The sequence below is a fragment of the Asaia prunellae JCM 25354 genome (assembly GCF_000613885.1).
Classification (GTDB): Bacteria; Pseudomonadota; Alphaproteobacteria; order Acetobacterales; family Acetobacteraceae; genus Asaia; species Asaia prunellae.
On record NZ_BAJV01000022.1, the window covers coordinates 1 to 18,813 of the forward strand.

At 57.2% G+C, this 18,813-nt stretch carries 9 protein-coding genes, 4 pseudogenes and 1 riboswitch; of the genes and pseudogenes, 4 read left to right on the top strand and 9 right to left on the bottom strand.

All coding sequences use genetic code 11. The features are described 5' to 3' along the window. The first annotated feature begins 170 nt into the window (after positions 1 to 170). The 4 genes and pseudogenes from JCM25354_RS14585 to JCM25354_RS19355 all read left to right on the top strand — a co-directional run bounded on the left by JCM25354_RS14585 (position 171) and on the right by JCM25354_RS19355 (position 4,690). Positions 171 to 1,217: a cation diffusion facilitator family transporter gene (locus JCM25354_RS14585; RefSeq protein ID WP_025886581.1), complete on the top strand. Its 1,047-nt coding sequence runs from the start codon at positions 171 to 173 to the stop codon at positions 1,215 to 1,217. After that, on the top strand, positions 1,211 to 2,110 hold the full coding sequence (locus tag JCM25354_RS14590; RefSeq protein WP_025886582.1) for a cation diffusion facilitator family transporter: 900 nt from the start codon (positions 1,211 to 1,213) through the stop codon (positions 2,108 to 2,110). Before JCM25354_RS14585 ends, JCM25354_RS14590 begins: the two co-directional genes overlap by 7 nt. A gap of 140 nt (positions 2,111 to 2,250) precedes the next feature. Beyond that, positions 2,251 to 3,658: pseudogene (locus JCM25354_RS19350) on the top strand (chloride channel protein). A gap of 37 nt (positions 3,659 to 3,695) precedes the next feature. Then, positions 3,696 to 4,690 (top strand): annotated as a pseudogene (locus tag JCM25354_RS19355) (LLM class flavin-dependent oxidoreductase). 230 nt (positions 4,691 to 4,920) lie between these two features. Here JCM25354_RS19355 and JCM25354_RS14610 read toward each other — a convergent pair. The 9 genes and pseudogenes from JCM25354_RS14610 to ivy all read right to left on the bottom strand — a co-directional run bounded on the left by JCM25354_RS14610 (position 4,921) and on the right by ivy (position 18,607). Continuing rightward, positions 4,921 to 6,753, bottom strand: coding sequence for a glycoside hydrolase family 15 protein (locus JCM25354_RS14610; protein ID WP_243444093.1), 1,833 nt, complete (start codon positions 6,751 to 6,753; stop codon positions 4,921 to 4,923). Positions 6,754 to 6,840: 87 nt separating this feature from the next. Further along, positions 6,841 to 8,262, bottom strand: coding sequence for a carbohydrate porin (locus JCM25354_RS14615; RefSeq protein ID WP_025886584.1), 1,422 nt, complete (start codon positions 8,260 to 8,262; stop codon positions 6,841 to 6,843). Positions 8,263 to 8,529: 267 nt separating this feature from the next. After that, positions 8,530 to 11,059 (bottom strand): annotated as a pseudogene (locus JCM25354_RS23145) (TonB-dependent receptor plug domain-containing protein). Between the two features lie 58 nt (positions 11,060 to 11,117). Beyond that, complete coding sequence (locus JCM25354_RS19365; protein ID WP_025886585.1) at positions 11,118 to 11,687, bottom strand: histidine phosphatase family protein; 570 nt, start codon at positions 11,685 to 11,687, stop codon at positions 11,118 to 11,120. Next, positions 11,684 to 12,988: a cobyrinate a,c-diamide synthase gene (locus JCM25354_RS14635; protein WP_025886586.1), complete on the bottom strand. Its 1,305-nt coding sequence runs from the start codon at positions 12,986 to 12,988 to the stop codon at positions 11,684 to 11,686. The genes JCM25354_RS19365 and JCM25354_RS14635 overlap by 4 nt, the downstream gene beginning before the upstream one ends. Further along, entirely contained in the window at positions 12,985 to 16,263 is a 3,279-nt protein-coding gene (gene cobN, locus JCM25354_RS14640; protein WP_025886588.1) for a cobaltochelatase subunit CobN, read from the bottom strand. Before cobN ends, JCM25354_RS14635 begins: the two co-directional genes overlap by 4 nt. Before the next feature lie 3 nt (positions 16,264 to 16,266). Continuing rightward, a pseudogene (gene cobW, locus JCM25354_RS19370) lies at positions 16,267 to 17,288 on the bottom strand (cobalamin biosynthesis protein CobW). Beyond that, positions 17,285 to 17,659 carry a DUF1636 family protein gene (locus JCM25354_RS14650; RefSeq protein ID WP_025886590.1) on the bottom strand — a complete coding sequence of 125 codons (375 nt, stop codon included), beginning with the start codon at positions 17,657 to 17,659 and terminating at the stop codon, positions 17,285 to 17,287. Before JCM25354_RS14650 ends, cobW begins: the two are co-directional and overlap by 4 nt. Before the next feature lie 134 nt (positions 17,660 to 17,793). Then, positions 17,794 to 18,000: riboswitch (cobalamin riboswitch) on the bottom strand. A gap of 145 nt (positions 18,001 to 18,145) precedes the next feature. Continuing rightward, positions 18,146 to 18,607, bottom strand: a complete 462-nt coding sequence (gene ivy / locus JCM25354_RS14655) for an Ivy family C-type lysozyme inhibitor (RefSeq protein WP_148301550.1) — start codon at positions 18,605 to 18,607, stop codon at positions 18,146 to 18,148. Positions 18,608 to 18,813 lie beyond the last annotated feature (206 nt).

The window sequence follows — 18,813 nt, forward strand, 5'->3', positions numbered from 1 at the left end:
CTATTATATTTATATAATTTGTTAAAAACTTCTGATTATTGATTCTTTTTTTTGTTTTCCGGAAGAAAAAACACTCTTTGTCGAACCGTGAAGCCAATATGCTTCTTCTTGGCGTGTCACATGCCGATGCCGTATAGGAACGTCTGACGATGGATGACCGAAGGCGCCCCATGACCGAAAACATGCACGATCATGCCCATCCTGCTGGTCATGATGCTCACCACCCTCCATGTTCGCATGAAGAGGAACACGCACACACGCACGCCGGCCAAGAACAGTGTGATGAAAATGGGCATCATGGGCATCATCACGGGCACGTGCATGAACCTGCAAGCTATGGTGCTGCTTTTCTGATCGGCGTCACCCTCAACGTTGCCTATATTATTGCAGAAACAATCTGGGGCCTTATGGCCCACTCACTCTCGCTTCTCTCAGATGCAGGGCATAATCTTTCGGATGTATTAGGACTGGGTGCCGCCTGGCTTGCCCACAGCCTTGCCAAACGAGCCCCTTCCATCCGCTTCACATACGGGCTCAAACGATCGACCATTCTGTCTGCTCTCAGCAACGCCGTGCTGCTGCTGCTCGTCACAGGTGGCATCGTCTGGGAGGCGCTGACACGTCTGATGCACCCGGGGGAAGTCGCCGGACGCGTTGTCATGCTCGTGGCGCTGGGAGGCATTGTGGTCAACGGAGGCACAGCTCTGCTTTTCATGAAAGGCGGCAAGGATGATCTCAACATGCGCGGAGCGTTTCTGCATATGGCAGCAGACGCCCTCATGTCGCTTGCGGTCGTCATTACCGGGCTCCTGATCATGCTGACGGGCTGGACTGTTCTCGACCCGATCGTCAGTCTGGTCGTCTGCGTCTCCATCATTGCCGGTACATGGTCCCTGCTTCGTGCATCACTCGACATGGCCCTGGACGGTGTGCCCGAACGGATCAATCCTGATCAGGTTGCCACAAGCCTGCGCGCCCTGCCTGGCGTGACCGATCTGCATCATCTTCACATCTGGCCGCTCAGCACGACCGATACCGCGCTGACTGTACATCTTGTCAGTGCGACTCCTGCCGAGAACCATGATACCCTCCTGCGTGAAGCCTCGACGATGCTTGCCCAGCGTTTTCGTATCGGCCATGCGACATTCCAGATTGAGGCAGTCGGTGATGCCTATCCCTGTGGTGCCTCGTCCTGCGGCATTGGTGCTTCATGCTGAAGCCGCCTGAGAAAATCGTTTTCGGCTGGATTTCTCTCTTCGTCAGCCTGATCGCTCTTGCCCTGAAATATATTGCCTGGCGCGTGAGCGGCAGCGCTGCCCTTCTTTCGGATGCGCTTGAGACCATCATCAACGTGGCTGCAGCCATTGGCGCTCTCTGGGCACTGAGCGTGGCGCAACGTCCGGCCGACGACAATCATACCTATGGGCACGACAAGGCGGAATATCTCTCTGCCGTCACCGAAGCCGTGCTGGTGGTACTGACCGCAATCGGCATTGCCTGGGTAGCGTGGCAGAGCTGGCTTGCCCCCAATATCGAGATTGCCCCCTGGCGCGGCATTATCTTCAACGCCCTGGGTGGCGTGGTCAATCTCGTCTGGGGCCTGGTTCTGGTGCGTCAGGGGCGCCTGCGGCGCTCGCCTGCCCTTACAGCCAATGGCCGTCATGTCATTTCCGATGTCTGGACGACAGTTGTACTCGTCATCGGCATCGCCCTCATTCCCCTGACGGGTTATGCACGCCTTGATGCCGTGCTCTCTGCTCTGGTCGCAATGAATGTATTGCGCGTCGGGTTTGACATGATGAAGCATTCTATCGCCGGCTTGATGGACGAAGCCCCTGATTCCGACACGTTGCACATGATCCGCGGCGTGATTTCGGAACATGCAACCGGTGCGATCGAGGCGCATGACATCAGGGTACGAACCGCAGGCAGTGTAAGCTTTATCGAGTTTCATCTGGTGGTGCCCGGAGTCATGAGCGTCTCTGACGCCCATGACATCTGTGACCGTGTCGAACATGCATTGCGCCGCCATATAGGACGTGCACTGATCCACATCCATGTAGAACCAGAAGAAAAGGCCAAACAGACCGGTATTCCGGTGCTGGCCTGAGATCGTTTTATTACCGAACCGCACACTCTCCACTCCGTTAGCCCTTTTGAGACCAGAGTTTCTTGACCTGTCGCCCAGGGTGCTGGCAGGAGCGTTCAATACCGATCGGTGCCTTCCGATCTTCAGACAGATGAGCATCCATGCGCCCAAGCACCGCATTGCGGCAAAAGAACCGTATCCAGCATCTTCGTCGCTCGGCGCGCAGGACGACGTCCCAGTGGCGACGTACGCTTACCTACTGGCTTGGCGCCATCCTGGTAGGCGTTATCGCTGTAGGCTTCGCTGGCACAGCGGACTGGGCGGCAAGAACACGTGGCCGGCTGCTTAACTGGGACCCATACGTGATGCTCGTCGTGGTCCCGGCAGGTCTCGCATTCTCGACCTGGCTCACCCGTCGCTTTTTCTCCGGTGCACAGGGAAGTGGCATTCCGCAGACTATCGCCACGCTACACATCGAGAATTTTTCCGTTGTCAATCGTGTGCTCTCGCTACGTATCGCCTTTGCCAAAATTGTTCTGACCTGTTTTGGCTGATGGTCGGTGCTTCGATCGGACGTGAAGGGCCGACCGTGCAGGTCGGCGCTGCGATCATGCATGGTTTCTCCCGACTTCTGGGTACAGCGAGCGTGTCAGCCCGTCGGGGAGCCATCCTGGCGGGCGGCGCTGCAGGCGTTTCGGCCGCCTTCAACACACCGCTTGCAGGAATCGTGTTTGCGATAGAGGAGCTTTCTCACTCTTTCGAGCAGAAGACCTCGGGCACAATGCTGACAGGTGTCGTTCTTTCCGGTGTTACTGCTATCGCCCTTATCGGCAACTACTCCTATTTCGGCCATACAGATGTCGATGTACCGATCGGTACAGCATGGATAGCCGTTCTGACCTGCGGTATCGTCGGCGGCATCGCAGGAGGCTGCTTCTCGGCAATCCTGATCCGTTTCTCCAAAGGTCTCCCGGGGCGGATCGGCGTGCTTATCAAAACCCATCCGATAGCATTCGCTGCACTTTGCGGCCTGGTTCTGGCCCTGCTCGGCCTGATTTCGCATGGTGCAACTTATGGTACAGGCTATATGCAGGCCCATGCCATCATTGACGGGTCGGAACATTATCCGGCCTCGTTTTTCGTCCTCAAATTCATCGCAACCGTTGTCTCCTACTGCTCGGGCATACCAGGCGGTATCTTTGCCCCCTCACTCTCTGTCGGTGCAGGAATCGGCGGCTGGATCGAGCAATATCTGCCCCACACAACACCGGTGCTGTCGTGCTTCTTGGCACGGTGGCCTATTTCTCTGCAGTCGTACAGGCACCGCTGACAGCAACGGTCATCGTGATGGAAATGTGCGATAACCAGCAAGTGACCCTGGCACTCATGGCCACCTCGTTTCTGGCATTCGGTGTCTCACGTATGATCTGCAAGCATGCGCTTTATGGCGCATTGGCAGACCGCTTCATGGAAGCGGCCCATAACGTAGCCCCTGCTCCTATCTACACACGATCGGCCACGACTCCGGCGACAGAGACACTCGCCGAACAGGTAGAGAAGAAGAACTGACCTTTGCAGCAGCGTTAGCGCTTCCCATATCGGGGGCATGACACCGCTCTCGATCCTCGATCTGTCCTTTATTCGTGAAACCGGCAGCGCCTCCGAGGCCCTCTCGGAATCACGCCTTATGGCCCGGAAGGCGGAAACCCTGGACTTTCAGCGATACTGGGTAGCCGAACATCATGGCATGCCCGGCATTGCATCAGCAGCGACAGGCGTAGTGATTGGTGCCCTCGCCGCGGCTACAAACCATATCCGCGTCGGTGCCGGAGGGATTATGCTCCCGAACCACGCGCCTCTTGTTATTGCCGAGCAGTTCGGAACGCTGGAAGCCCTCTATCCGGGACGTATTGATCTCGGGCTTGGGCGGGCCCCTGGGTCCGACCAGCGCACATTGCGTGCCTTGAGACGAAACCGGGAGGGTGCAGAGCGATTTCCGCAGGAGGTGCTCGAACTTCTCGCCTATTTTGAAGGCGATGAGAGCAAGACCGGCATTATCGCAACGCCGGGAGCAGGCGCAGATATCCCGGTCTGGTTGCTCGGCTCATCGCTCTTCTCGGCAGAACTTGCCGCAGCCCTTGGCCTGCCTTTCGCCTTCGCTTCACATTTTGCCCCGCAGATGATGGAAGAAGCCATTGCGCTTTATCGCGAGCGTTTCCAACCCTCATCCAGACTCGCTGCACCTTATGTCATGCTGGCCATGAACATCATCTCAGCCGATACGGATGAGGAGGCCGATTATCTTGCAAGCTCGCGTCGGCTTTATACCGCTGCTCTACGTCAGGGGACACCTGGTCGTTTTCCGCCTCCTGTCGCTGCACAGGATCTGCCTGGGGGCCTGAAATCAGCCGTCAGTTTGACGAGACTTTCTCGACCAGTCTCGTCGGTACAGCGGAGAGAGTTGCTGAAGGTCTCGTCAGTTTCGTGGAACGCCACCATCCTGATGAACTCATGATCGCTTTACCGATCTACAATCTTGCACCACGGCTGCATGCGCTTGATCTGGCACGCAAGGCCGGAAGAATTGCAGGACTTGTCTGAAACGCTTTAGCCAAGATCTGCTTTCAGAATATTAATCACATGCCGCACCCGATGAGGCCCTGTCCTCCGGGTGTTTTCTCGATTTCCCTGTTGTACGGCTGGAGCCGCCTGCTTCTCTGTCAGGCTTGGCTCTCATACTGTTCTAGTTCATTTCGTTCATGAGGATATTGATCGAGATCAAATCCAGATAAATAATCATGAAGTTCTCTGACAAACCACAGCCTCCGTTCTCAGGAGAGGTCGAAGGCTCTCATCTTGTTGCCAGCGAGAGCGCATGCAGCGTGAACAACGCCAAGATGGCTCAGTCCCTGAGGGGTATTGCCCAGATACATACCCGTATGAGGGTCAAGCATTTCTGCAATGATACCGGTATTCTTCGGCAGGCCCGCAAGGAAATCAGCGAACAGGGCCTCCGCTTCCTTTTTCTCTCCGAGCAGCGCGAGTGCCTCGACCATCCAGCAGGAACAGGCAAGAAATGCCCCCTCTTCCTGCTGCATACCGCTATAGCGATACAGGAACGGGCCACTCCCCAGCTCCTCGCGTATGGCACGCAGGGTTGATCGCATGCGCTCATCCCGGTCAAAACCGAACGGCAAGGCAAGCGCTATTGACGCATCAAGCCCTTCTGATCCGGGATAGAAGAGATAGGCCTGTTTTTTCTCCGACCAGCACTCACGGTCGATCCAGGCGACAATGCGTTCCTTCTCGCGTGCCCAGCGTGGGGCACGGTCTTTTGCCAGATGACCCCGCTCAGCCATCTGGCACGCACGGTCAAGGGCCTGCCAGCAGCTGATTTTCGACATCGTGTAATGCTGGTCTTCTGTCAGTTCCCAGATCCCTGCGTCCTTCTGACGCCAGTGATCCGCGCAACGATCGGCAAGATCGGCCAGCAGCCCTGCCGTTTTCTGATCAAGCAGATTTCCCCGTGAGACAAACAGGGCCGCCGTCTCGAAAATATCACCGTAGATGCCATGCTGATGCTGGCCTGAAGCGCGATTACCGCTGACAACAGGCTTGATGCCACGATAGCCTTCCACTTCATCATAACGAATCTCGTCTTCAACACGCTGACCCGAAAGGCCATACATGACAAGAGGGCCTTCCTCACCCAGATGATGCACCAGCCAGGCCAGAGCCGCCTTTACTTCTGCCACGGCTCCCAGACGAAGAAAGGCATTTGCGACATAGGCAGCGTCACGTATCCAGGCAAAGCGGTAATCCCAGTTCTTGCCGTCTCGCAGACGCTCAGGCAGCGACGTCGTCGCGGCAGCTGCAATGGCACCACTCGAGGAATATAGCAGCAGTTTGAGCGCCAGAGCGCTGCGGCGCACCTGTTCACGATAAGGGCCTTCGTAGCGCAGCTCATTCGCCCAGTTACGCCAGGCTTCATCGCTTGTGTCGATACGTGCATCAATCTCTTCAGGCGACGGAACAGCAAGAGGCTCGTTTTCTGTCGCAACCAGCGCGATCAGGGCATGGGTTTTCTCACCCACGACGATTTCAGCTTCAATCGTGTCATCTTCTTCGCGTGTAAGACGCATGTTCTGCGTATGCACCAGATGGGCCAGTACAGAGCCGACATGAAAGATCGATCCGTTTTCGGTTCCCTGTATCCATGGAGCCACCGTGCCACAGCGCGTTCCGAGGCGGAAACGCACAATAAATGTCATCCGGCCTGATACACCCTCGATCCGTCGCGCAAATTCTGTCCAGGGCAAGCGCCCGGCAAGCGTACTGTTCAGGGAGTCTGTCAGACGCGCTGACCCGTGCTCGGTCTCGATCAGGGTCTCAAGGACATTACTGTCCTCACGGTAGTGGCGCGTTGCCGTATAGGCACCAACGGGACGGATCTGGAAGAAGCCGCCGTGTCGATGCAGCAGCCGATCGAACATGGGAGGAGAGTCGATATTGGGTACACAAAGCCAGTCCACACTGCCATCTGGTGCCAGCAGGGCAACACATCGGCCATCGCCCAGAGCGGCATAATCCTCAATCGGCCAGAACCCGTCGAGAGGCCCCTCGGGCGAAAGCTCTCGGGCAAGTTCGGGAATTCTGTGCATCATGGGCGATACTCTCGGTCATGCAGGTCTGCATTCTGATAGGGCAGATGCAACAACCGAGAGCGGTGCAGAGTTTCGCCCGACCTTCTGTCAGAATAGCTCTATATGGCTCTTGAAGCCGAGGAGCGCCTGATTGTTGAGCTGCTTTTGCGCACCAGGATTGAAGAAATACTGGAAATCCGGCGCAAAAGTCACGCCACGCATGACATGAATCTGGTACATCGCTTCAACCACATATGTGCTGGTCTGAGGAAAAAGCGAACCATTGGGCAGGGGCAGACCCTGCATGGCATAAAGACGCTGTGAACGCTTCAGATCATCAGAAACATGAGTCCAGGAGAAGTTGATGCCGACACCATCAAGTGGGCGCGACTTCCAGAATCCACGATCAAGCACGCCGAAAGAGAGCTGGTCCGCACGCGTAGAGGTCTGGGCCTTGTTGAAATAGGCCGCACCAATAAGCGTTACGCCGGCATCAGGTGCCTGGCCGGGATGGTGATAGACCATCTGGTCCACCAGTCCCCAGGCCGCCCAGGCACCATGCACATTGCGGGGCTTGAGGCCGCTCAGCGCAAACGGGTTGCCATTGCCGTCGTAGTAATTGTCCTTGTGATCAGCCGTATCATAGGCAAACCCGGCCTTGTAATGGCCTGGCAGGGAATGGTTATGGCCAAAACGCGGTTCCCAGATAAACTCGACCGGCATGGCTTCACCATCGATTGTCGCGCCATTGAACTTGAAGCCGGTACGCATCTGCGCATTACCGTAGATGGCCTGTGTCTGGGTAAAGTAGACACCGAACTGGAATATTGTGTTGTCTGTCGGCCTCAGACGAAAGCGCGCGGCCCAGTTGGCATCGGGATAGGAAGCATGAGCCGTGTTATCGCTGGATGCCTTGGGGTTACCGCAGAACGCATTGTTCATGAAGTTACAGTAAAGCGGATTGGCCGAAAAATCAGAAAGAAAGGACATGCGCCCGGCCGCCACATCGAAACGGTCGTTGAACAGGGTCTCTTCACCATAGGCATAGACGAGATGCACGAACACATTGCCACCGCCGCCGTAGATTTCCTGACTCGGATTGAGATTGTCTCCGAACATTCTGCTGGCGGGAATGCCATAGCGTCCAACGATGACATCATGGGTCGAAAAGCCGGTCCATCCAGCCAGTCGCTCCCAGTCGATATCATTCTCCATCGAATACTGGCCCGTGTTACTCGCCCCCTGACGCAAACCAAGCCCTTTGGTAGGCGGCGTGATCATGCCAGCCATTTCGTTGGTATTGTCCAGAAGTACGGCAATGCCATGCTCGCGCAGCCAGGCATTTACCCCGAATGGGTTGACGAAAATGGCCTCAGGTTTGGGCAGTGGTGCAACACTCGTATCCTTGTGCAACTCCGAGAGTGGTACCTGAAGCTGGGTAGAGGGTTGCTGACCTGCATCGACCGCACCATGCTCAGCAGTTGCAGCAGGCGGCCTGGTCGCCTCCTGGGCGAAAGCATGTGCAGTCATGCAAGACGTGACAATGCCGGCGGAAAAGAGACGCAAGACGGAAAGAGACAATGTCTGGCTCAAGCTCCCTGAGATCGAATGACCGCCTTTTAAGGAAACCGAAAGGTTTTTTGGACCCTATCGGTCAGATTTTTGTGCCGCATCCATGTGAAACATCACCTGGATGCGGAAAAAACACCGTTAAATCTGGCGCCAAGGGATTATAACAAATGATTGCTGATCGGCCCTGCCTATCATTGTCTGCCAAATAAACCGTTAATTTTGCCCTTACAGGTCATAATTCACACGGAAATAGTAATAGCCGCCATTAATACCGAGCTGCGACGTGCTCATGTAATATTGCGGTGCGCCAAGATAGCGGTTCCCGTCGGGTACGCGGGTCGGATAAGCCGAAAAGATGTTGTTTCCACCAATCGTCGCCGTCCAGCGCGGGGTAAGGCGATAGCTCACATCAAGATTCGTCGTCCATTTCGGCTTGTTCTGGTACTCCAGAAAATGCGTCGTGCTGAACTGATAGGGGCCAGGTGCATAATAGGTGAGCTGGTTGGTGGTCTGGCCCCAGCGGATTTCATGCAATCCCACGGTCCATTTCGCATGCGTCCAGTTGCCACCGAAGATGATCTTGCTGCGCGGATAGGCCGTGGTCAGATAGGCGATGGACGCCGCATTGAGCAGCGGTGCCCCGGTCAGCGGGTTGCTAGCCTGATGCGACAGACGGGTACGGTTGAGGTTGATCGCAGCATCCCAGTCGATCCGTCCGAACGCACCAAGCTTTGTCAGATAGGTGACCGTGATATCCAGACCCTGCGTACGCGTGCTGGCCACATTGCCGAACCAGTTGGCCGTAATAGCGCTCTGATTCCAGCTACCGCTGTCATCTGGCAACTGAAAGCCGTTGAGCTTGAGCGCTCCTCTGGCGGTATCGCCCGAAATATTGCCGCCAGGCATGATCCGGTCACGCATGTTGATCTGGTAGACGTCAGCCGTAACATGCAGGTTACGGACCGGTTCTACGATAAATCCACCCTCGGCATTGGTCGAGCGCTCCGGCTTGAGCCCTGACGAGCCATTGGCAAGCGCACCGGGCGAACCTGCCCCGATCAGACCACGTGCCGCAGTCGGCGAGATATTGAGGGCTGAGTAGTATTTCTGAGCCAGGTTGGTGCATGGAAGCCATTGCTGATCGTGCCGCGCAAGGCAATGCGGCGCGTGATATCATAGCGCAGCGAGACCTTGCCGTTCTGGGTGTTACCTACATCGGTGTAATGCTCGTAGCGACCCGCGAGATCAAGCTGAAGTCCCTTGGCAAGGTAGGTCGAGATATCGAGATAGCCCGCTGCGACATCACGGCTGTAATTGCCTGCATTGCCGGCATTGGTGCCTGCCAGCGCATCGGAACCGTTACCGAAGAGTGAGTCAGGCGACCCCGTACCGACCGAATATCCCTCGTAGCGATAGGACGCGCCACCGGCAAAGTTCACGCTATGCGGCCAGCCGCTGAACTCGAATTTGCGGCTGAAATCGAAATCATTCGTCCATTGCTGGTTATTGAAGCCCTGCACAGCGAATGATGTCGCGTACGGCCCGTCGCCTTGTTGATCGAGAGATTGACCGAGTTGATCAGGCCAATATCGTCATAATCACGACCATAGACACTTGAGACATCCCAGTGCCAGCCGCGAAAATCACCCTTTACCCCGGCTTTGAGCTCGAAATCATTCTCGTTCAACGTCTCAACCGGAGAATAACCCCAGGGATAGATAGCCTGATAAGCGGGATAGGCATTGAGTGATGAAGCCAGACGATAGTTCTGGTAGGATTCAGCATGACGATGGGCATAAGTACCCATAGCGTAAAGCTGGATAGTATCCGTCAGGTCATAACCGGCATTGACGGCAACACTCTCGCGCGTCTGTTCGGGCTGGCTCAGGATATTGTTCTGGTAGGTGCCGCTACGGTTATCAGGAGCACTGCGATAGGTGTGATCCTGATGAACAAAATCACCGCTGACATGAACAAAGCCACGTGAACCCAGCGACGCCCCGCCATCGAGATAAACGCCCTGCTGGAAACCATCGCCCTCTGAGGTAATGCCGGTGATGTTCTGGGCGTGGAAACCGTGCGCCTGCTTCTTGAGAATGATATTGACCACACCGGCGACAGCATCGGAACCATACTGGGCCGATGCGCCATCGCGAAGCACCTCGACATGGTCAATGGCCGACATGGGGATCATGTCGATATCTGATGCCGTCGAGCCCTGCTGCGGACCGGGATTGGAGTAGATATTGGCCGTGTTATGGCGGCGTTTGCCATCAACCAGAACCAGCGTCTCATTCGGATTCAGGCCACGCAGACTGATCGTATCTGTCATCGCGCCTGCATCAAACCCGGCAGTCGGGGTTGTGAGCGAGGGCAGAAGCAGCGATAGCGCGTCACGCAGTGTTCCCTGCCCCGTGGCCGCGAGCTGCTTGTGCGAAATGATATCGAGCGGTGCGATGGCATCACGTGCCTTCTTGCCGATTTCACGCGTACCGGTCACGACAATGGCTTCACTGCCGCCATCGGTATCCCCCGCTGTCACAGGGGCAGATTGCCGTGTGCGCAGCGCCTTGGTTTTGGCTGCAGGCTTTGCCGATACAGCAGGCTGGTTTTTCTTCTGGACAGTGCCAGGTTCCACTGCCGCCGTTTGCGCCAGTGCTTCCCCTGCACAGGACATCAGGCACGTCGTGGCAATGAGGGAAAGAATCCCCTTGCGTGCAACTGATGGCAGGAGAGACCGGGAGCGTAACAGCATGATGAACCTAACCAATGATACAGGATCGCATCATTCCTCATCAGTCTATTGCACATTGTCAACGGATTAGCTGCTTTTGCGCAACAAACACGCCATTCTTGTTGAAAAAATGCAACAGAACTGCTTCGCCCTGGGCCGGTGCAGGATCTTCCATTCTGAAGGGTCGATTTTCCGCCAGAGCCTGCATGACACGCAACGGCCCGCCATGGGTCACAATCTGGCAGGAACGCGCAGCTCCAAGTATATGGTGCCAAAATTCGCTGACACGTATCACAAGGGTTTCGACATTTTCTCCCCCTCCCGGCTGGTAATGATGAGGATCAGCGGCCCAGTCATCGAGCGCCTCGCGTGGAATTGCCGACCAGCTTTGTCCCTCCCAGAAACCGAAATCCATCTCTGACAACCTGGTATCGGTCAGAACCGGCGCTCCTGCGGCCAGCTTGGCAGCAGCAAGCTGACAACGCTGCGCGGGTGAGGCAAAAACCGGCCCCTGCCCGTGCCCCTGCCAGTTTTCAACACAGGTTTCCCAGCCGGGCGCAAGGGGCACGTCCGTGCGCCCATAACAGCAATTGGCCATAACCAGAACGGGCGGGTGTCGTGTCAGCAGAACCGAAAAACCAGGTTTCATTCCCACCGGGACAGCACATGGAAAAACGAGCCTGATACACGATTGCGCTGGGCGCCTGCCACGCCAAGATCATTGCCTTCACCATCCTGGAGCCTGGCAAAGGCGGCATCACTGCCCGGATCGGTGACACGCGCATAATGAAATTCATGTCCGCGCAGCATCATTCCTTCCGCCCCCAGAACAGAAGGCCGGAGCAACTGCGCCTGTCGATAACCAAGCACCATCCTGCGCCGGGCAAACGACGTCTCATGAGAGAGAAGGCCTAGCATTTCATGACGCATGCCCGCGCTGTCCTCCAGCCCGCCTCCCAGCACCATGAAGCCTCCACATTCGCCATGAACGGGACGCGTTGCAGCGAAACGACGCATCCCGTCACGGAAGTTTCTGGCAGCAGCAAGCCTGCCCCCATGCAGCTCCGGATAGCCCCCTGGCAGCCAGCAGCAATCAGCGCCTTCATCCGGTTCTTCATCATTCAATGGAGAAAAAGGTCTGATCTCGGCCCCGGCTTCACGCCATTCTTCGGCAAGATGCGCATAGAGAAACGAAAACGCCGCATCATCAGCCAGTGCGATGCGCTGCCCCGGGGGAGGCAGCAGAGACGCCTTCTTTCCTTCACTGGCGTCAATCGGGCGCGACAATGCAAAAACTGCATCAAGGTCAAGTTCAGCTTCTGCCTTGAGAGCAAGAGTTCTGAAAAACGCCTCGAGATCCCCACGCTCACGGGCCTGAACGAGACCCAGATGACGCTCCGGCAGCAGAATCGAACGGTCTCGCCGGAACACACCGCAGAGGGTCTGTTTCAACGCGGCACGACAGAGTTTCTCATGACGGTCAGAGGCTATGTTGTTCAGAATCACGCCTGCCACAGTCACTTTGTCATCCCACTGCGCCAGCCCCTGTGCCACCGCACCCACGCTCTGCCCCTGACCGCTGGCATCGAGAACGAGCAAGACAGGAATATCCAGAAACGCAGCAATATCGGATGCTGCACCACGCCGACCGTCTGGCAGAGCCAGACCGTCAAACAGTCCCATGGAGGATTCGACAATCACCAGATCGACGCCCTCGGCAGCGCGAGCGAGACGGGCCTGCAGAGCAGCCCCCTGCATCGCCCAGCTGTCAAGATTGGCACATGGTACGCCGGAAGCCTCCTGATGAAAGGCAGGGTCGATATAATCCGGCCCCGTCTTAAGGGCCCTTACAGAGAGGCCGCGGCGGCGAAATGCACTGAGAAGCGCCAGCGTTACCGTAGTCTTACCCGAACCCGAACGGGGAGCTGCCACCATCAGTACACGACTCATGGCTCCAGTCTCTGGATTACGCTGTTGCGTCGTGAATGCCAGAGACCGCGATCACGCAGTGAAACGAAGCGTTTTTTCATATCGGATAACGCCTCCGGGTTATGGGCCTCGAAAAACGCCACACATTCATCGTTGTCGAGCAGGGCGGAGAAGGCAAGATCGAGCTGATGATCAAAGCGTGACGGCAGGGTTGCCGCATAGGCCTCAAGGGCCATCACACCACGTGCCATCTCTGCCGCCCCGCAATAACCATGACGCATCATGCCCGCTATCCAGCGCGGATTGGCCAGCCTGCCACGAGTGATACGGGCCACTTCCTGTGTGACATCACGCAACCTCGGAGCCTCCGGCTGACTCGTATCGCCATGCACGAGTCTGGGACTGTTACCCATGAGGGCTGCCGCGGCAGCAAGCCCGCCTTCATGGGCCGCCGTATCCACCCCGTCGAGAAGATCGGTCTCCGCATGGTCCTGCATGTGCAGCACGATATCAGCCTGTCCAAGGCGGCGGCGTAATCCCTCGGCATCGACAAACGCCTCGCGCCCGCCACCATAACTCCATTGCGAACCCTGAAGATAAAGCTGCCCCAGCCCGTCACGGGTCTGCCAGTTTCCTTCTGCCAGTGCCGTCTCGATGCCCGTGCCATAAGTACCGGGAGCCGCGCCGAAAATGCGTGAGGTGTCCGGATCACAGATGAGGGGGTTCCATTCCTCGTCTTCCGCGCGGATGGCGACTGCACGGGCAGCCTGATCGAACAGAGCAATCAGGCCCGGAAAAGCGTCACGAAACAGACCCGAGATACGCAAGGTCACATCGACGCGGGGACGATCAAGCATCGTGAGGGGCACGATCTCGAAACCCGAGACCCTGCCGCTCGTCGCATCCCATAACGGCTGTACCCCCATGAGCAGAAAAGCCAGCGCCATATCTTCGCCACCTGTGCGCAGTGTGGCACTGCCCCACAGATCGAGCACAAGATGACGCAGGTTCTCACCTTCTTCCTGCATATGACGTGTGAGCAGCAGATCGGCGGTCTTGTGCGCCAGAATGAGCGCAGCCCGGCTCGGCAACATACGCGGATCAATGGTGGTGAGATTGCGCCCTGTCGGCAGGACGTCAAGACGCCCGCGGGTAGGGGCGCCTGCAGGACCAGGGGGAACAAAACGCCCGTCCAGCGCGGTGAGCAGCGCCTGTCGCTCTGCCTGCGGGCAAGCATCGAGGCGGGCCGTGACAATATCAGCGGAAACCTGTGCCGACTCAGCCAGCATCCCGACCAACGCACCGTGACGCGGTGGCTGGCAGCCGAACACATGCAGCCCGTCGCGTATCTGCAGATCCTTCACATCACAGAGATAGGCATCGAGGCGCGCCAGAGCTTCTGCCTCATCCGCATCACCACCAGAAACGCCACTTTCTGCCAGCACACCGAGATCCGCTGCCCGATCGAGAATCTGGCGGCGCAGCAATACCCCACGTCGGCGATCAAGCCCGTCAGCTTCGGCATATTCATCAATAAGCCGCTCCAGACCGGCCATTGCGCTATCGAGCCCGGCTCGCTGTACGGGCGGTGTCATATGACCGATCATGACCGCACCAAGGCGCCGTTTTGCCGCCGCGGCCTCACCCGGATTATTGACGATGAACGGATAGATGACCGGCAGGCCGTTCAGCAGCACCGCAGGAGCACAGCTTTCTGAAAGCGCCACGGATTTGCCGGGCAGCCATTCCAGCGTGCCATGCGTGCCAAGATGGATCATGGCCGAAAGCGCGCGTGTCGCACACAACCAGAGATAGAAACCTATATATTCATGGCAAGGCGGCACATCAGGGTCGTGATATTGCGCCTTGCGCTCACTTGCCTTGCCCCGCCCGGGTTGCAGGGCAACAACCAGCGAACCCTGCTCGATGAACCGGGCATCGATACAGCGATCAGGCTCGCCCCAGGCGCCGACGACTTTCTGACGGAAATTTTCAGGCAAGACATCAAACAACCGGCGATAGGTGGCCGCTTCGAGTATGCGTTGCATCGGCGCCTGGCAAAGCGCCTCCGGCAAGGCGGTCGCTTCAAGAGGCGGGACGACATAACCAGCGTCATGCAACAGCGCCGTAATGGCTGCGACACTGGCAAATCCATCCAGACCTACCGCATGGGCAGCCTGCCCCTCTGCGCCCGGATAATCGGAAAGAACGAGCGCGAGATGCCGCTCTGCGGGGCTTTGACGTGCAAGGTTCAGCCAGCCCTGCACCTGCCTCACCATGAGAGCAATACCCGGCGCATAGGCAGCGCGTCTCGCTGGCAGACCGGGGGCAACCTCATGACGAAATGAAATGGGCGGCCCCGTCAGCCGTCCATCGAGTTCGGGCAACACACATTGCATTGCCAGATCGGATTGAGACAGCCCGCGGCCCGATTTCTGCCAGGCGATATCTGTCGAGCTCGGCTGCAGAATCTGTATTATCGGCACTTGCACTGCCTCAAGAACAGAAGGCATGCCCTCATCACCCCGTGCGGCAAAAAATGTGGCGTTGAGGACAATTTCCGGCGGCTCGTCGACCATCCAGTGATCGAGAAACGACTGCGCGCCCGGAGCCCGGAGCGAGGCCACATAGATCAGGTCAACGCCAAGCCCTGCCTCATGCAACGCCTCGGCAAGCCTGTCGATCCCGTCGAGATCGGCAGCAAGCAGATGGGCGCGATAAAAGACCAGCAACACGCGCCCTGTCCGTCCCACGCCAAGACGGCGATAGACCCCGGCGAGTGGCAGAGGCTCGACTTCGGCACCATCATCCTGAGCCATCCCGGCAAGACTGGCCATGAGAGTCAGCGCACAGCGCAGATTTCGCGGCCCGCTTTCGCGGAACAGAGCATCGAGACGCTCCCATTGCCTTTCATCCACGCTGGATAATGCCTTGAGCGCCTGGTTGGGCGTAGCCTCACCTGTGATGAAGGCAAGGGGAATAGACTTCGCACGACACAGGGCGCGCAATTCGTCCACTCCGTAGCGCCAGTATTCGGTACCTCCCAGAAGGCGCACCACCACGCAACGCGCATGGGCAATGGTCTGCTCAAGATACAAATCAACAGACATCGGGTGACGCAGACGCGAGAGCGTGGCGACACGCAGACCGGGATGCTGCGCTTCATGCACGGCACTCAGCCCGAGCAGATCACTTTCGGAAAAAGACAGAAGAACCAGATCGGCAGGTTCATGGCCAAGATCCTCAGCCATGGTCTGTCCGTCCAGATCATGCGTTTCCCGAAAGAGAAGATGCATGACTCAGTTCGCGTCGAAGCTGCGCTGCACAGCAACCGGATCAAGCCCGTGCAGCCCGATCACAACCAGCCTGCCCTCGCCCTTTCCGGCATGGCCCCAGGGCTCAAAAGCATGGCGGATACGACTGCCGACAGCCTGTACGCCAAGCCGCATTGTTTTGCCCGCGACAGGCGCATACCCTTTCATACGCAGGATGTCATGCGCCAGCGCCACGCGCTCGAGCCGGGCCGTGAAAGCCTCGACGCTCTCCTGTTCCGGGACGGGCAGAACAAAGCTCGTGAAATCATCATGCTCGTGCTCGTCAGCACCATCATGATGAGACGGACGCGATGCCAGATCATCTTCGGCGGCAGCGACAGGCCAAGCAGCACGGCAGGATCAACCTGCCCTTCACGGGCACGGATCACACGCACGCGTCGTTTGCGACCTGCAAGCATGGTCTCGACTTCGGCAAGAGCAGAGTCGTACAGAAGATCGGTCTTGTTCAGCACGACCAGATCAGCAGAATCGAGCTGGTCCTCATAGACTTCCTCAAGCGGGTTGTCGTGATCCAGTGACTCGTCTTCCTCGCGCTGCTTCGCTACGGCCTCAGGATCATCAGCAAAACGTCCGTCAGCAACAGCCGGGCCATCGACAACAGTAATGACACCATCGACTGTCATGCGTGTGCGTACGCTCGGCCAGCCAAAAGCCTTGAGCAGCGGCTTGGGCAAAGCAAGCCCAGACGTTTCGATCACTATATGCTCTGGCGGCTGCGGCCGGTCGAGCAGTGCCTCCATGGTCGGGATAAAATCATCGGCCACAGTGCAGCACAGGCATCCATTGGTCAGTTCGACGATATCCTCTTCAGGGCAATTCGGGATGCTGCATCCGCGCAGCGTCTCACCATCAATGCCCAGCGAACCGAATTCGTTGACGACGATCGCGATACGACGACCATTGGATTGCGCGATCAGATGGCGCAGCAACGTGGTCTTTCCGGCACCAAGAAAGCCGGTGATAACGGTAACAGGAACCTTGCTCATGAGACGCTTTCCGGGATGGCGTGTTGTGAGGCGGGAGAGCTTTGCGCGGGAAAGCGCCCGAGGATGATGTCGCGTAGCGAGTCAGGACGTCGGGACGGCATCACGGTGCCAGAAGCTGAGCGACCATAAGCCTGCGCGTAAACGAGAAGATCTGACGCCAGCTCGGGGCTAAGCTGGCCGAGCAACCACGACCATTTGCCCGGCATCGACAAAGTTGCCGTGCAACCCTGCCTGCAGGCTGCAAGGCAACGCACCCCTTCGATACTGACCATGTCAGGATCAGACAGTTCCAGGAGTGCATCATGCAAGGCCTGCCCCCCTGCTGAGCAGGTTTGACAGACATGAAAAACCGGTCTGGGCTGCAGGTTCATGACATCAGGACTTTCCGCTCCCCCCTGTAACAGGGGCCGAAAACAGGGCGCAGAAATGATTGCCGATGCATGCACCAGCCTGACGCATTCGGCAAAATGCGACCCGTCATGATCCGGGCACCCCGCCGGTCCATGAAATCAGCGATCTGACGGCAGGTCTTCTGGCTCGTGATGCCGGCTGCCCGGGACCTCTGCCCCCTTCCCGGACTATTTCCAGTGGGATCGTGGCAGGAGTGCTGTCATCACCTACAGTTGCGGGGGCAGCGCGGGACTGAGGCCTGACAGCCTGAACCCGCTTCCCTTTTCACCTCTTGCGAGGCACCGTCACGCCTGTTCTAGCAGGTTTCACGAGGACCGTGCAAAGAACAAACTTCCTGCCGGCTGCACGGCCCGGGACCGCCTATTGTCCAGCAGGACAGGAACAAGCCTGATCGTGAAAGTCATCCATGCAGGACGCATTATCAGCATAAGGGACAGATGCAGATCCTAGCGATAATTGAAGCTTTGAGGATGGTTCTCAAGACTACCGCTCAACGCCGCAAAAAGGACAGTCTTGCCATCGATAGACAGATTATCCGTGACATTGAACCACGCCAGGGTCTGGTTTTCACCGGATGCATCGGATTTGGACAGAACCGCCGTCATCTCTCGTGTCTGTGGAGAGAACAGCATGGCTACGCTCTCGCTTGCGCAGTCGTGAGGCTTGCACGAAGTCAATACAAGATATTTTCTGGACTGGATCGTAACCTCTCGGCTCGGCGAATCAGTTCCTCCTTTCGTCACCCAGGATGGAAGATGCCGCTTGCCCAGCATTTTCTGGAAATAGGATCGGGTCTCACTGCTACTCGCCAGATTGCTTATGGTGACAGATCCATCTGCATAGGCAGACTTACCCAGGATAAGGCAACTTGCGACGACCGTAATAATAGGAAGACTTTTTCTGATCATTTTCTTGTCTTTTCATGGATGGATCGTTGTCTATCAATCTGATCGGTTAGCAATGCTTCTAACCAGACCGATGCCGAGGGAGACATTTTTTCTGCATTTTCCTCGGGTTGTATATACAATGCTTCTTTGTGGCATCAAGACGACCAAACGCAGCATGCGTTATGGGAGGAGGACCCATATATGATGGTATGGATCTGGCCCTGAGA